Origin of the sequence: Novosphingobium olei (assembly GCF_012927405.1) — a bacterium.
GTDB classification, from domain to species: domain Bacteria; phylum Pseudomonadota; class Alphaproteobacteria; order Sphingomonadales; family Sphingomonadaceae; genus Novosphingobium; species Novosphingobium olei.
The window spans coordinates 124,231-137,338 of record NZ_JABBGM010000010.1 but is presented as its reverse complement, the minus strand read 5'-3'; the positions used below and the strand labels follow the sequence as shown (position 1 = coordinate 137,338).

Below are 13,108 nucleotides of genomic sequence, written 5' to 3'. Positions count from 1 at the left end.
CGAAAGGGATGCGGCTCCCGCAGCGCCGACCCGCGCCGGTCGCGTCGGGCCTTTCCCATCGTGGAGATTGGCCCGAAGGAGCGAAGAGCAAGCCGGCCATGCCGCTCCCGGTCCGTGGGGGGGGCGTATAACCTATATGGTACGTTTTGTCAAGATAGGGGGTATTGCCCTTAGGCCAGCGAGCGTTCGACCTTTATCAATCTTGGAGGATAAAAAGCATTCAGCGATAGCTGAGAGTAATCTTTTTTACTGCCCGGTTTAATTCGATGCCTCAATAGCCCGATAAGTATCATATTTCTCAGTGATAAATCTGTATAGTTTGGATCTCTTATAAAATCCTCAAAAAAATCCTCAATTTCCTTCGGGGCACTAAAGATTACGTCTGACCTTTTGGGCTTCTGGTAATAAACGCGTCTTAGATCCCTGTTTTTTTCAATAAGAGAAATATAGAAATCCAATTGTTTGCAATCTGCTACAGAAAGGGACAAAGACAATAGTCTTGTATATGCTCTTTCTAAATTTGATATCTTGCGCTCCGCCATGAAATTCAGAGTCATTGTATTGACATCAGAACTAATTGGTATTCGGGTGAAATCCTCTCTATTATTTCTGTAATCGAATTCTGGATCAATTTGAGTTGCGTCGTCAAGTAAGGCGGATTTTAGGTTGCATCCTGTAAGGTCAAGCCCCCTGAGGTCTTGACCTCGGAGGTCGCAGCCAGATAAATCTTGCATTCTATAGAATTGTTCCGGAGGAAATCCGGACAACTGGGCAAGCTTTTTTAAATCTGAAGTAGGAGATAGAAGTATTCTTTCTATAATCTCCGACCAATGCATCTTAATCCTCCGGGAAAACGATTGACTCTCCAAGAACTATTTTGGAGAACTTCTCGCTTATGTCGGTGTGATCTAGACCTTCTTGTTCCAAAATAAATCTTATCGCTGCTTCGGCCGCCACAATTCTGTTGCGATGGCTTCCTGCGCGAATTTTTTCGACAGCGCTGGTGTTCTTTAACTCAAGTGATCCAATCTCAAAATCTTCGCGGCGACAAATAATTCTTACTCGTAAAGGATCTTCTAGATCCGAGATTGAACCCTTTTTCCTAAACGCCAGCCGTGGCTGGTTGATCGGGTCCCATGGCTTGCCAATTAAATTGTTGCCTACCGCGCTAGATACACTCCAGCAATGGTTGCCGTCAGCGTCCTTTTTATGCCGCCAATCAATCTCACCAACATCGCGTGTTAAATGAGTTTTAGCCGTCATTTCACTGTTTAGCGAAGTGCTCGCTGCTAAACGAGCACTGGCACTTGGTTTGGGAGATGCTGAAATGGTGCCGCCCGCATCAAAATCGTTCTTGCTCTGACGTTCTTGAGTAATCTCAGTAACGCCAATTGATGAGATTTCGCGTGCGACAGAACGCTGAATTATCGCCACTTGTGAAGTTGGCGATGTCGTAAAGACAACATCGGCCTTCTTTAGACGAAGGCTGAAGCGAATTTTTGAATCCGCTTCCTCGCCGATTTTTGCCTCAGAGAATGAAGCGTCGATGTGAAGTGAACGTCCGTCTAAATCGGCCGCCTCAGAGTGCCACGCGTCAATTGATATCAAGTCGGGAAATGCCTTCGTATGGTTACTTCCCGACATAATGCTTACTCCGCCGCAATCCCCGCGGCGCCGAACATGTCGACGTCGGCTTCTTCGGTGGTCGGTTCGTTGGCGGCGATCTTGGCCTTGCGGCGGCTGTCGAAGCTCGACCAGACGTCGTTCCAGTTGCCGCGGGTGGCGGCCTTGGAATATTCGGTGGCGCGGGTTTCGAAGAAGTTGGCGTGTTCCACGCCGTTCAACAGCGGGGCGAGCCAGGGCAGGGGGTGGTCCTCGATCATGTAGATCGGCTGGAAGCCCAGCTGGCCCAGGCGCCAGTCGGCGATGTAGCGGATGTAGCGCTTGATTTCCTTGGGGCTCATGCCCGGAACGGGGCCCTGTTCGAAGGCGAGATCGATGAAGGCGTCTTCGAGCCGCACGGTCTTCTGGCAGCAATCGATGATGTCTTCCTTCACCGCCTTGGTCAGGCAGCCGCGTTCCTGCACGAAGGCGTGGAACAGGCGGGTGATGCCTTCGCAGTGGAGCGATTCATCGCGCACCGACCAGCTGACGATCTGGCCCATGCCCTTCATCTTGTTGAAGCGGGGGAAGTTCATCAGCATGGCGAAGCTGGCGAAGAGCTGGAGCCCTTCGGTGAAGCCGCCGAACATGGCGAGGGTGCGGGCGATGTCTTCGTCGGTATCGACGCCGAACAGCTGCAGGTAATCGTGCTTGGCCTTCATCTCCTCGTATTCGAGGAACATGCCGTATTCGCTTTCGGGCATGCCGATGGTGTCGAGCAGGTGCGAATAGGCGGCGATGTGCACCGTCTCCATGTTGGAGAAGGCGGCGAGCATCATCTTGACCTCGGTCGGCTTGAACACGCGGCCGTACTTTTCGTGGTAGCAATCCTGCACCTCGACGTCGGCCTGGGTGAAGAAGCGGAAGATCTGCGTCAGCAGGTTGCGTTCATGCTCGCTGATCTTTTGTGCCCAGTCGCGGCAATCCTCGCCCAGCGGCACTTCTTCAGGCATCCAGTGGATCTGCTGCTGGCGCTTCCAGAATTCATAGGCCCACGGATATTCGAAGGGCTTGTAGGTCTTGCGGGCTTCGAGAAGGGGCATCGGACGGGTCCTCGTGAATCTGGCCCTCCAATGTAGGGTACGAAGGCACCTGACGGAAGCGTTTCGACACTTCCCCGGCGGGCATGGGCCGGGTTTTCCACCGCCGTGATGGAGGGCGCGGGCAGGGCCGGCGAGGGGCGGGTGCGGGCCACTCGTTTCGTCGCAGCCAGGGCGCGGGCGGGCGCAGCGCGGGGATGTGCCCCGCTGGGCAGGGAACGCCCGGTTTTCCGCGGCATTGATGGGGCAGACGCTCGCTCGGTCCGACGATCAAGCCGGATGCGGGAAGCACCCACCAATACCCCTGAGAGGAGATTCGCCATGGGTGAATATGAACCCAACGATTCGCGCAATGTTACCGCCGCCGGCAACGGGGCGCAGCAGCCTTCGGGCGACCAGCGCTGGAATGGCGATGGTCAGCGCAGCGGGCAGGGCGGCCAGATGGACCAGCAGCAGGGCCAGTCGGGCCAGCAGGGCGACCAGATGGGCTATGGCAGCGGCCGCGAAGGCAGCGCCCAGGCCGAGCAGCAGCAGGGCGGAGCGGGCCAGATGGGCGATGGCGCCGGTTCTGGCCAGCAGAGCCAGTTCCAGAACAACGACCGTTCGCAGATGGGCGGCGGCGCCGGTGACGGCGCGGGCAACACGCAGGTCGCCCAGCAGATCCGCGAGCACATGGAAGTGATCGGCGCCGATGGCGTGCACGTCGGCACGGTCGACCATGTCGATGGCCACCGCATCAAGCTGACCAGGAAGGACAGCGGAAGCGGCAGCCATGAAGGGCACCACCACTACATCTCGCTCGGCCTCGTCGCCGGGGTGGAAGGCGACAAGGTGCGCCTGTCGGCCAATGGCGATGTTGCCTATGGCATGGAAGAAGAAAAGTAAGCGAAGACAAGGGATAAGGGCAATGCGCCCGCTTGCGAAAGCTCCGTCCCCTTCGGAGCCAGGCCCCGCCACGTCGTAAATGGCAAGGCCGGAAGGCGCCCCGTCTGCACGGCGGGGCGTTTTTCTTTGCGGGTGCATGATCCGCGGCCGGCTGCGCCGACCGCTTGCGCGGCACCGGCCCGCACCCCCACCCGGCCTCCCATTCAGGATACTTGCGTGGGAGGCCGGGTGGGGGTGCGGGCCGTGTCGCCCGAGGCTTACTTCCAGAACCAGCCTGGCTTGAGGCTGCGCTTGGCGCGGTTGCGCCACATCTGCACGTACATCCACAGCCCCGAGAAGCTGAAGAACACCATCGCGAAGCCCGACAGGGTGGCGATCACCACGCCCAGCGGTCCGAAGCTTTCGCCCGAATGGAGGTGGTGCAGCAGGCCGACCAGCGCGCGCGGATCGCCCTGCTTGGGCTTGGGCCGGCACATGTAGTCGGGCGGGCAGGTGAAGGCGGGCTTGGCCTGCACTTGCGCGGCCCTGGGGCCATCGCCATCGCCACGGCCCAGCAGCGGGACGACCTGGCTGAGCACGCCGGTGACCGCGATCCACAGCAGGAACACCGAAAAGAACACCGAAAGCCAGCGGTGCCACTTGCGCATGAAAAGATCCCCTTTGATATTGCGAATTGATCGCAGGTCTATAAGTGCTCGCCGGGATCAGGCAAGCGGCGGGATTGTCGCGCGTTGTCGCAGGAAAGCGCAAGCCGCGAAATGTCGCAGGCGGTAACGCCGCAGCCTGCCAGCCGATCCCGTCAGCGCATGGCGCCCCGATCGAGCACCTGCGCGGCAAGCGGGGCGAGGCGGCGCGCGCCGACCACGCTGAGGTGCTCGGTATCGCGGTAGAATGCGCGGCCCTGCAGCGAGCCGAGGCACTGCCCGCCCCGGCACAGCAGGGGCGCGGGATCGAGCAGGCGCAGTCCGCAGCGCCGCGATGCATCGCGCAGCATGGCATAGGCCTGGGCATTGGCGCGCTCGTGCAGGGCGAGCGGGGTGGTGATCTCCCCCGCCACGCCATCGCGCAGGCGGCGCTCGAGCGCGAGCGGGACCGGCTCGGCAAAACCGGGCACGGGCAGCAACGCATACGTCGGGCCGGCCTGCGCCAGCTTGCAGGCGGTGTCCCGGAAGCTGCGCACCACGCTGGCGGCATCGCCGGCGGCTTCCTCGCGTCCGAACGGGCCGTAGACGACGTCGAAATAGGACTGCCAGCTGGCGATCAGCACCACGGGCATGGTGCGCGGCCGGGCGAGCGAGGGCAGCACGCGCGTGGCGAATTCGCCGCAGCGGCTGGGCACGACGGCGGTGCGCCCGCCGAACACCGGCATGCACCCGACGTAGGCACCGAACTGGAAGGCGCGGTCCGGCCCCCCGGCAGCCTCGAACGCGGGGAAGGCGGCGGCGGCGTGGCTGTCTCCTACAAGGATCAGCTGCGGTGCGCCCTTGCCGAAGCGGCACAGCGACGGCGCTTCGCCGGGCAGCGCGAAGCAGCGCGGCGGGAACGATGGCAGGGTGCGGGCATCGCTTTCGACCTGGGCGATGGCGGGTCCGAAGCGGTTCGGCAGACCTTCGCTGCGGGCGATCGCCCAGCCCGCAGCGGCCACCAGCGCGAGCGCCACGACCAGCGCCAGCGCACCGCGCCGCCGCGCCCGAAACCGGCCGGGCGCCTGTTCGACGATGTGGTAGGAGGCAAGGCCGAGCGCCGCCGAAAGCGCGATGGCGGCCGCGCTCCAGCGCAAGTCGGCGGGGTGGCTGGCATTGACCCACAGCGCCAGCGGCCAGTGCCAGAGGTAGATCGAATAGGAGGCAAGGCCGAGCCAGCCGGTCGCGCGTTCGACCGGATCGGGCAGGCGGGCGGGACCGGCGGCGAGGATCAGCGCGGTGCCGAGCGTGGGGAGCAGCGCGAGCACGCCCGGCCAGGCGCGATCGTCGGCCAGCGCCAGCGTCAGCGCGAGCAGCGCAGCGCCCGCCAGCCGCAGGATGCGAGCGCGGGGCACAGCCAATTCCGGCGCGTACCAGACAAGGCCGCCCGCCAGCAGCTCCCACGCGCGCGAGGGCAGCAGGTAGAACGCGGCGATCGGCAGGTGGTGCAGCAGCCAGAGCGAGATGGCGAAGGATGCCAGCGCGCCCAGCGCCAGCAATGCAGGGATCCACCGGCGCAGGCCCAGCTTCCACGCCGCCAGCAGCACGACCGGATAGAGCAGGTAGAACTGCCATTCGAGGCTGAGCGACCAGGTATGGAGCAGCCATTCCTGCCCGATGTCGGCGCCGAAATAATCGACGTGCGCGCGCAGGTTGCTGGCAAACAGCGCCGCCATCGCCGCGTTCTTGCCGAGGATCTGGTAATCGGCGGGGATCAGCCGGAACCATCCCACGCCGAGCAGGACGGCGAGCACCACGACCAGCGCCGGCACGATGCGCAAGGTGCGGTTGACGTAGAAATCGAGGAGCGAGAACCGCGCCGCTTCGAGCCGCGAGACGACGATGCCGGTCATCAGGAAGCCCGAGACGACGAAGAACACGTCGACCCCGGCAAAGCCGCCGGGAAAGCCGGCAAGACGGTAGTGGAAGCCCATCACCGCGACGATGGCCATCGCGCGCAGGACGTTGATGTCGGACCGGAACGCTGGCGATGCGGGCGGTGCGAGGGCGACGCCGTGCCGCCCGGTCGCAGGACTTTCCGTCATGCGCCGAAGCCGATGGCCGCACCGGGCGATAATGGCCACGCAGAGCGGCAGGAATCAAAGCTGGTCACCGGGTGAATATTATCTGAATTTTTATAGAGCGCGAGTGGTAACGACCCGCTCATCCACAGTCAGCGGCAGCCCTTGTTCCAGCGCAACCTGCGAGGATCGTTGAAACAATCCGGTTTTGGTGTGGGAAGCATGACTTGCCAGCCGAGGCGCGCGCCGCGTCAAGACGGCGAGCGGGACCCCCGCACGCCAGTTGCATCGCAGGCAGGTCGACCCAAAGCAGAAAGGGGACCGGCGTTGCCACCGATCCCCCTTGTTGTCCGAAAGTTGTCGAGCTTGCCGGCCTCAAGGCCCGGCCATCACTGGCAGGCGAGGCATTCCTCGTAGTCGGTCGGGCCGGCGCTGAGTTCGATCTTGGGCGCTTCGGCGGTGTTGTCCGCTTCGACGCCACCGGCGAACCCTGCGCGCTGGACCGACTTCGAGCGGAGGTAGTAGAGCGACTTGATGCCCTTTTCCCACGCCTGGAAGTGGAGCATCAGCAGGTCCCACTTGTCGACGTCTGCCGGGATGTAGAGGTTGAGCGACTGCGCCTGGTCGATGAACGGGGTGCGGTCGGCCGCGAATTCGAGCAGCCAGCGCTGATCGATTTCGAAGCTGGTCTTGTAGATCGCCTTTTCTTCCGGGCTGAGGAAGTCGAGGTGCTGGACCGAGCCGCCGCGTTCGAGGATCGAGTTCCACACGTTGGTGGAATCCTTCGACTTTTCCTGCAGCAGCTTTTCGAGGTACTCGTTCTTGACCACGAACGAGCCGGACAGCGTCTTGTGCGTGTAGATGTTGGCCGGGATCGGTTCGATGCAGGCGCTGGTGCCGCCGCAAATGATCGAGATCGACGCGGTGGGCGCGATCGCCATCTTGCACGAGAAGCGCTGCATCACGCCCATGTCGGCGGCATCCGGGCAGGGGCCGCGTTCCTGCGCCAGCAGCAGCGACGCTTCATCGGCCTTGGCGGCGATGTGCTTGAACATCTTGAGGTTCCAGGCCTTGGCCATGGCGCTCTCGAAAGCGATGCCCTTCTTCTGCAGGAACGAGTGGAAGCCCATCACGCCCATGCCGACGCTGCGTTCGCGCATCGCCGAATAGCGGGCGCGGGCCATCTCTTCGGGCGCGCGGTCGATGTAGTCCTGCAGGACGTTGTCGAGGAAGCGCAGGACGTCTTCGATGAACTGTTTGTCGCCGTTCCATTCGTCCCAGGTTTCGAGGTTGAGCGACGAGAGGCAGCACACCGCAGTGCGATCGTTGCCGAGGTGGTCGCGACCCGTGGGCAGGGTAATTTCCGAGCACAGGTTCGAGGTCGAGACCTTGAGGCCCAGATCGCGGTGATGCTTGGGCATCGTGCGGTTCACCGTGTCGTTGAACACGATGTAGGGTTCGCCCGTGGCGAGGCGGGTTTCGACCAGCTTCTGGAACAGGCTGCGCGCATCGACCTTGCCGCGCACCGAGCCGTCCTTGGGGCTGCGCAGCGCGAATTCGGCGCCATCGCGGACGGCTTCCATGAATTCGTCGGTCAGCAGCACGCCGTGGTGCAGGTTCAGCGCCTTGCGGTTGAAATCGCCCGAGGGCTTGCGGATTTCGAGGAACTCCTCGATCTCCGGGTGCGACACGTCGAGATAGCACGCCGCCGAACCACGGCGCAGCGAACCCTGGCTGATCGCGAGGGTGAGGCTGTCCATCACGCGCACGAAGGGGATGATGCCGCTGGTCTTGCCGTTGAGGCCGACGGATTCGCCGATGCCGCGCACCTGGCCCCAGTAGGTGCCGATGCCACCGCCGCGCGAGGCGAGCCAGACGTTTTCGTTCCAGGTGCCGACGATGCCTTCGAGGCTGTCTTCGACCGAGTTCAGGTAGCACGAGATCGGCAGGCCGCGGCCCGTGCCGCCGTTCGAGAGGACGGGCGTTGCCGGCATGAACCACAGCTTCGAGATGTAGTCGTAGAGCCGCTGGGCGTGGCCCTGATCGTCGGCATAGGCATCGGCGACGCGGGCAAACAGGTCCTGGTACTTTTCACCGGGCAGCAGGTAGCGGTCGTCGAGCGTGTCCTTGCCGAACGCGGTCAGCAGCGCATCGCGCGAGGCATCGGTGGCGATCGAGAAGCGGCGCGGCTGGACGGTCTTGGAATCGACCTTGGCCGCAGGGGCCGCCGCCGCGGCGACGGTGGCCGCCATGGCCGCGGTCATGCCCGCCAGCAGGGTATCGCTGCCCTGATCCTTGGTACCCATGCCGATTGCCTGCGCCTCGTTCGGGGCTTCGGGCGCGAGCGTGGCGGTGCCGCCATCCGTGCCGCTGTCGAAACCCAGTTCATCCTGTGTCGTCACGGAGCCGTCCCCAGTCCTGAAATCCACCTGCAACCCCCGCTTCGCGGGCCCGGCGCGAGAGCGCGAGGCCGTTTTCATGATCCTGCTGTCCCGAAGGCGAAGCGGCGAACCGCAAGCGCTTCTGACTGGCCCGGTCGAATCGGGTCTGTCCCGATCCTACACCGATTGGAACATAACTGGAACGAGAGTTCCGGGGTGCCCAACCGATATAGGTATCCGGCGGGGGACCTGCGACCTGTCGCGCGGAGGGCGCAGAAGCCTGTCGCGCACTTTGCAGTGCCCGTCTGCTTCAAACAAGGTCTAGAGGTCCCCCACCGGTTCAACCACTATCCATAGTGCCTCAACCACCATGAGACACAAGGGGGTGATAGCCTGAAGGGCGATTCGTTTCGTCGCAGTTACGATTCGTTTCATCGCAGTGACAGTCATTGTGCAGTGCAGCGACGCGTGGGGCGAGGCCCTGTTCAAGGGGGGATGTGGATTACGTAAAATAAATTTGCGCCCGGCACGGGACCTGTGGAAAATCGTTATGGGACGGCTCGGGCCTGGACGCCCTGCAGAAGGTGCAAGCGCAGATGCTCAATATCCTGTCGATACTCGTGACCGGCCTTGTCGTCGGCGCGCTCGCCCGGTTCGTCTATCCCGGCGCGGTCGAGATGGGGCTGCTCAAGACGATCCTGCTCGGCATCGGCGGTTCGCTGGTGGCGGGGCTGTTCGCCAGCTGGCGCGACAAGAGCACGTTCGGCGATGGCGTGAGCCGCGCCGGCTGCCTCGCTTCGGTGATCGGGGCGGTGGTGCTGATCTTCCTGGGCCGGCATCTCTGAGACCAAGGGGCGCCTGCCCCGGGGGCGGCGGGGGCCTTGTCTGCATGGTGGCGTGCCAAGCGGGTGCGTGGCGTCCACGCGCTGGCGCACGAAGACCGGCAAGCCGAGGTTCATCGCCGGTCAGCATGATCGACATGACAATGAGCAAGTTGCCGAGGCCGAGTTCAATCTAAACTATAGTCAAGTTTATCGCAGAGCATTCGATAAGGAAATTATCCGCTTCGGTCCGGATAAGGCAATTGTTGCGTCTTATTTTGGAGCGAAGTGTCTCCTAAGATTCCAGTAACGTGCGACCAGCCGTGCCAACAGTTGGCAGCAAACTGTCATGAACGAAAATTAATTCTCATATAACTTTCGCGGACTTCCCATTTTAGGCTGCAAAGCTATGTCTGCTGCGGTGCGGTATGGTGAAACCAATGATGCCACGTAAGGCGCGCTTCGGCATCGTCTGGAGCCAGTTCGCGGACTATCACTGCGACCGCTGCGACGCGATCGGGCAGCGTCTCGGCGAGCGCTACGACGTGCTCGCGGTCGAAGTGGCGACGGGGTCGCAGACCTATTCCTGGCCCGCCTCGCGGCCCCTGGGCTTTGCCCGCAAGCAGACGCTGTTCCCCGGCGCCGAGCTGGAATCGCTGTCGTTCTTCAAGCGCACCAGGGCGCTGCTGGGAGCCCTGTGGGGATGCCAGACGGTGTTCATCGGCATTCCCTACAGCGACCCTTACGTGATCGTGACGTCCTGGCTGCTGCGCCTGTTCGGCCGCCGCGTGGTGATGATGACCGATTCCAAGCACGACGATGCCCAGCGCAATGTCGTGGTCGAAGTGCTCAAGCGGCTGCTCCTGCTGCCCTATTCGGCGGCGATCGTTTCGGGCGGGCGGGCGCTGCACTATGTCCGGTCGCTGGGCATCGCGCGGCAGGCGGTGGTGCCGGGCTACGACGTGGTCAGCTGCGAGCGGGTCGAGCGGCAGGCCGGCGCGCTGGTGGAGACGGCGCAGGTTGCCTACGAGGACCGCCCGTTCGTGTTTGCCGGTCGCTTCGTGCCCAAGAAGAACCTGACGTCGCTGGTGCGCGCCTATGCCGGATACGTTGCGCGGACCAAGGCGCCGGTGCGGCGGCTGGTGCTGATCGGCGCGGGGCCGAAGGAAAGCCAGCTGCGCGCGCTGATCGCCGAACTCGACATCGTGGGGCTGGTCGATTTCACCGGCTTCCTCGGCAGCGAGGAGGTGGCCCGGCGGATGAGCGGCGCGCTCGCGCTGGTGCTGGTCAGCCACATCGAGCAGTGGGGGCTGGTCGTCAACGAGGCGGCGAGCCTGGGGCTGCCCGCGATCGTTTCGAGCGCGGTGGGCGCGAGCGATGCGCTGGTGCGCAATCTCGTCAACGGTTACGTGGTCGAGGCGAGCAGCATCGAGGCGATCACCCGCGCGATGTGCGCCATGGCCGAGGACGAGGCGCGCTGGCGCGGCATGGTCGAGGAAACGCGCAAGCGGGCGACCTTTGCCGACGTGGGTCGGCTAGCCGATGCGGTGCAGTACCTGCTCGAGCCCGAGACGCCGGGGCTGCGCGAGCGGATCGAACTGTTCATTTGCGAATCCGCCGGCGGCACCTTTGCCGAGGACACCACGCTGCGCAGCGCGGCGCGCACGCTGGCCGGCCATCGCCACGCCAACACCTGAACCCCTCCTACGGGGCGATCAGGGCACCAGCACGGTGTCGACGGGCTTTTCGGCGGTGTCCGGATAATCGAGATTGTAGTGCAGGCCGCGGCTTTCGTGCCGCGCCCGGGCCGAGCGGACGATCAGTTCGGCGCTCTGCAGCAGGTTGCGCAGCTCGATCAGGTCGGTCGAGACGCGGAAGTGGCCGTAGTAGTCGTTCACTTCGTCGAACAGCAGCTTGATGCGGTGCGCGGCGCGTTCGAGCCGCTTGTTGGTGCGCACGATGCCCACGTAGTTCCACATGAAGCGGCGGATTTCGGTCCAGTTCTGCTTGATGACGACTTCCTCGTCGGAATCGGTCACGCGGCTTTCATCCCACGGCCGCACGGCGGGCGGCGCATCGAAGCTGTCCCAGCGCGCCAGGATGTCGCGCGCGGCGGCATCGCCGAACACGAAGCATTCGAGCAGCGAATTCGATGCGAGGCGGTTGGCGCCGTGCAGCCCGCTTTCGGTGCATTCTCCCGCGGCATAAAGGCCGGGCAGGTCGGTGCGGCCGGCGAGATCGATGAGGATGCCGCCGCAGGTGTAGTGCTGGGCGGGCACCACCGGGATCGGCTGGCGCGTCATGTCGATGCCAAGGCCGAGCAGGCGTTCGTAGATGTTGGGGAAGTGGCCGCGCACGAAATCGGCCGGCATGTGGCTGATGTCGAGGTGGACGTAGTCGAGCCCGAACTTCTTGATTTCGGAATCGATCGCGCGGGCGACGACATCGCGCGGGGCGAGTTCGAGCCGTTCGGGATCGTAGAAGGTCATGAAGCGCTTGCCGGTGCGCGGATTGACCAGCCGCCCGCCTTCGCCGCGCACCGCCTCGGTGATGAGGAAGTTCTTGACGTCGAGGTTGTAGAGGCAGGTCGGGTGGAACTGCATCATCTCCATGTTGGAGATGCGCGCGCCCGCCCGCCAGGCCATGGCGATGCCATCGCCGGTGGCGCCGCGCGGGGCGGTGCTGAACTGGTAGACGCGGCCCGCGCCACCGGTCGCCAGGATCGTGGCGCGCGCGGTGTAGGCTTCGACCCGGCCGGTGCTTTCGTCGAGCGCGTAGACGCCCCACACGCGGCCCGAGCCCGAATAGCGCGCGGCTTCGTGGCGGCCGGTGATCAGGTCGATGCAGGCATGGCCCGGCAGCAGGGTGATGTTGGGATGATCGGTCGCCGCCTTGAGCAGCGCCTTCTGCACGGCAGCGCCGGTGGCATCGTCGACGTGGACGATGCGGCGGTGCGAATGGCCCCCTTCGCGGGTGAGGTGGAGGCTGCCCTGTTCGGCATTGAAGGGCACGCCGAGTTCGGCGAGGCGGGCAATCGCCTGCGGGGCGTGTTCGACGACGAATTCGACCGTTTCGCGGCGGTTGAGCCCGGCGCCGGCGATCATCGTGTCGCGGATGTGGTTGTCGAAAGTATCGCCTTCGTCGAGCACGGCGGCGATGCCGCCCTGCGCCCAGTTGGTCGAGCCGCCATCGAGCGCCCCCTTGGCCAGCACGAGCACCTTGCAGCGTTCGGCAAGGACAAGGGCTGCGGTAAGGCCGGCAGCGCCGGAGCCGATGATCAGGACGTCATGTTGGGTCAAAACCGCGCGGCTCCGCTAGCAGATGGGCAGGACCTGCCCTTTGCGCCCGTGGCCGCAGTTTGAAAAGACGGTTCACAGGGGCAACATGCTTAATGTCCGAAAACCAATAAACTGCGGACATTACGTATTTTTCATTTCGCAGTCGCAGCATCAGGGGTAAGGTGCGCCGACTCCAGCGCAGGTTTTGAAAAGCAATGTTCGGTAGACTGCTTTGCCTTTTCAACCGGCATCGGCCCCAGCGGGATCGGATCTCGTGGGATGGCCTGTCGTATGTCTCGCACTGCCGCCACTGCGGCGCGGGCATCCGCCGCCGCCC

At 63.5% G+C, this 13,108-nt stretch carries 10 protein-coding genes; 3 read left to right on the top strand and 7 right to left on the bottom strand.

What is annotated here, in order from left to right; translation table 11 throughout:
* Positions 1 to 170: 170 nt before the first annotated feature.
* From HHL27_RS18040 to HHL27_RS18030, 3 genes are read right to left on the bottom strand one after another with little or no spacing between them, the layout of a single operon-like run.
* Positions 171 to 836 (bottom strand): pentapeptide repeat-containing protein, encoded by a 666-nt coding sequence (locus HHL27_RS18040; RefSeq protein ID WP_169494776.1) that lies wholly within the window; start codon positions 834 to 836, stop codon positions 171 to 173.
* A 1-nt stretch (position 837) separates the two neighbouring features.
* Positions 838 to 1,644, bottom strand: a complete 807-nt coding sequence (locus HHL27_RS18035; RefSeq protein WP_169494775.1) for a hypothetical protein — start codon at positions 1,642 to 1,644, stop codon at positions 838 to 840.
* Positions 1,645 to 1,649: 5 nt separating this feature from the next.
* Positions 1,650 to 2,705, bottom strand: coding sequence for a ribonucleotide-diphosphate reductase subunit beta (locus tag HHL27_RS18030; RefSeq protein WP_169494774.1), 1,056 nt, complete (start codon positions 2,703 to 2,705; stop codon positions 1,650 to 1,652).
* Positions 2,706 to 3,311: 606 nt separating this feature from the next.
* Between HHL27_RS18030 and HHL27_RS18025 the strand changes: the two genes are divergently transcribed.
* Positions 3,312 to 3,587 (top strand): DUF2171 domain-containing protein, encoded by a 276-nt coding sequence (locus HHL27_RS18025; RefSeq protein ID WP_169494789.1) that lies wholly within the window; start codon positions 3,312 to 3,314, stop codon positions 3,585 to 3,587.
* A gap of 257 nt (positions 3,588 to 3,844) precedes the next feature.
* Here HHL27_RS18025 and HHL27_RS18020 read toward each other — a convergent pair whose 3' ends face one another.
* The 3 genes from HHL27_RS18020 to HHL27_RS18010 all read right to left on the bottom strand — a co-directional run bounded on the left by HHL27_RS18020 (position 3,845) and on the right by HHL27_RS18010 (position 8,597).
* Complete coding sequence (locus tag HHL27_RS18020) at positions 3,845 to 4,261, bottom strand: PepSY domain-containing protein (RefSeq protein WP_420874078.1); 417 nt, start codon at positions 4,259 to 4,261, stop codon at positions 3,845 to 3,847.
* Positions 4,262 to 4,386: 125 nt separating this feature from the next.
* Positions 4,387 to 6,315, bottom strand: a complete 1,929-nt coding sequence (locus tag HHL27_RS18015; protein ID WP_169494772.1) for an acyltransferase family protein — start codon at positions 6,313 to 6,315, stop codon at positions 4,387 to 4,389.
* Positions 6,316 to 6,680: 365 nt separating this feature from the next.
* A complete protein-coding gene (locus HHL27_RS18010) occupies positions 6,681 to 8,597 on the bottom strand; it encodes a ribonucleoside-diphosphate reductase subunit alpha (protein ID WP_240959992.1) in 1,917 nt (638 codons plus the stop codon).
* 671 nt (positions 8,598 to 9,268) lie between these two features.
* Between HHL27_RS18010 and HHL27_RS18005 the strand changes: the two genes are divergently transcribed.
* Positions 9,269 to 9,517 (top strand): GlsB/YeaQ/YmgE family stress response membrane protein, encoded by a 249-nt coding sequence (locus HHL27_RS18005; RefSeq protein ID WP_169494770.1) that lies wholly within the window; start codon positions 9,269 to 9,271, stop codon positions 9,515 to 9,517.
* Positions 9,518 to 9,933: 416 nt separating this feature from the next.
* A complete protein-coding gene (locus HHL27_RS18000) occupies positions 9,934 to 11,190 on the top strand; it encodes a glycosyltransferase (RefSeq protein WP_206069682.1) in 1,257 nt (418 codons plus the stop codon).
* 18 nt (positions 11,191 to 11,208) lie between these two features.
* Here the strand turns inward: HHL27_RS18000 and nadB are convergent, their stop codons facing one another.
* Positions 11,209 to 12,792 (bottom strand): L-aspartate oxidase, encoded by a 1,584-nt coding sequence (nadB, locus tag HHL27_RS17995; protein WP_169494768.1) that lies wholly within the window; start codon positions 12,790 to 12,792, stop codon positions 11,209 to 11,211.
* Positions 12,793 to 13,108: the final 316 nt, after the last annotated feature.

Coding starts and splice junctions, on each gene's coding strand:
- HHL27_RS18040 (WP_169494776.1), bottom strand. CDS start 836: ATGCATTGGTCGGAGATTATAGAAAGAATACTTCTATCTCCTACTTCA.
- HHL27_RS18035 (WP_169494775.1), bottom strand. CDS start 1,644: ATGTCGGGAAGTAACCATACGAAGGCATTTCCCGACTTGATATCAATT.
- HHL27_RS18030 (WP_169494774.1), bottom strand. CDS start 2,705: ATGCCCCTTCTCGAAGCCCGCAAGACCTACAAGCCCTTCGAATATCCG.
- HHL27_RS18025 (WP_169494789.1), top strand. CDS start 3,312: ATGGGCGGCGGCGCCGGTGACGGCGCGGGCAACACGCAGGTCGCCCAG.
- HHL27_RS18015 (WP_169494772.1), bottom strand. CDS start 6,315: ATGACGGAAAGTCCTGCGACCGGGCGGCACGGCGTCGCCCTCGCACCG.
- HHL27_RS18010 (WP_240959992.1), bottom strand. CDS start 8,597: ATGGGTACCAAGGATCAGGGCAGCGATACCCTGCTGGCGGGCATGACC.
- HHL27_RS18005 (WP_169494770.1), top strand. CDS start 9,269: ATGCTCAATATCCTGTCGATACTCGTGACCGGCCTTGTCGTCGGCGCG.
- HHL27_RS18000 (WP_206069682.1), top strand. CDS start 9,934: ATGATGCCACGTAAGGCGCGCTTCGGCATCGTCTGGAGCCAGTTCGCG.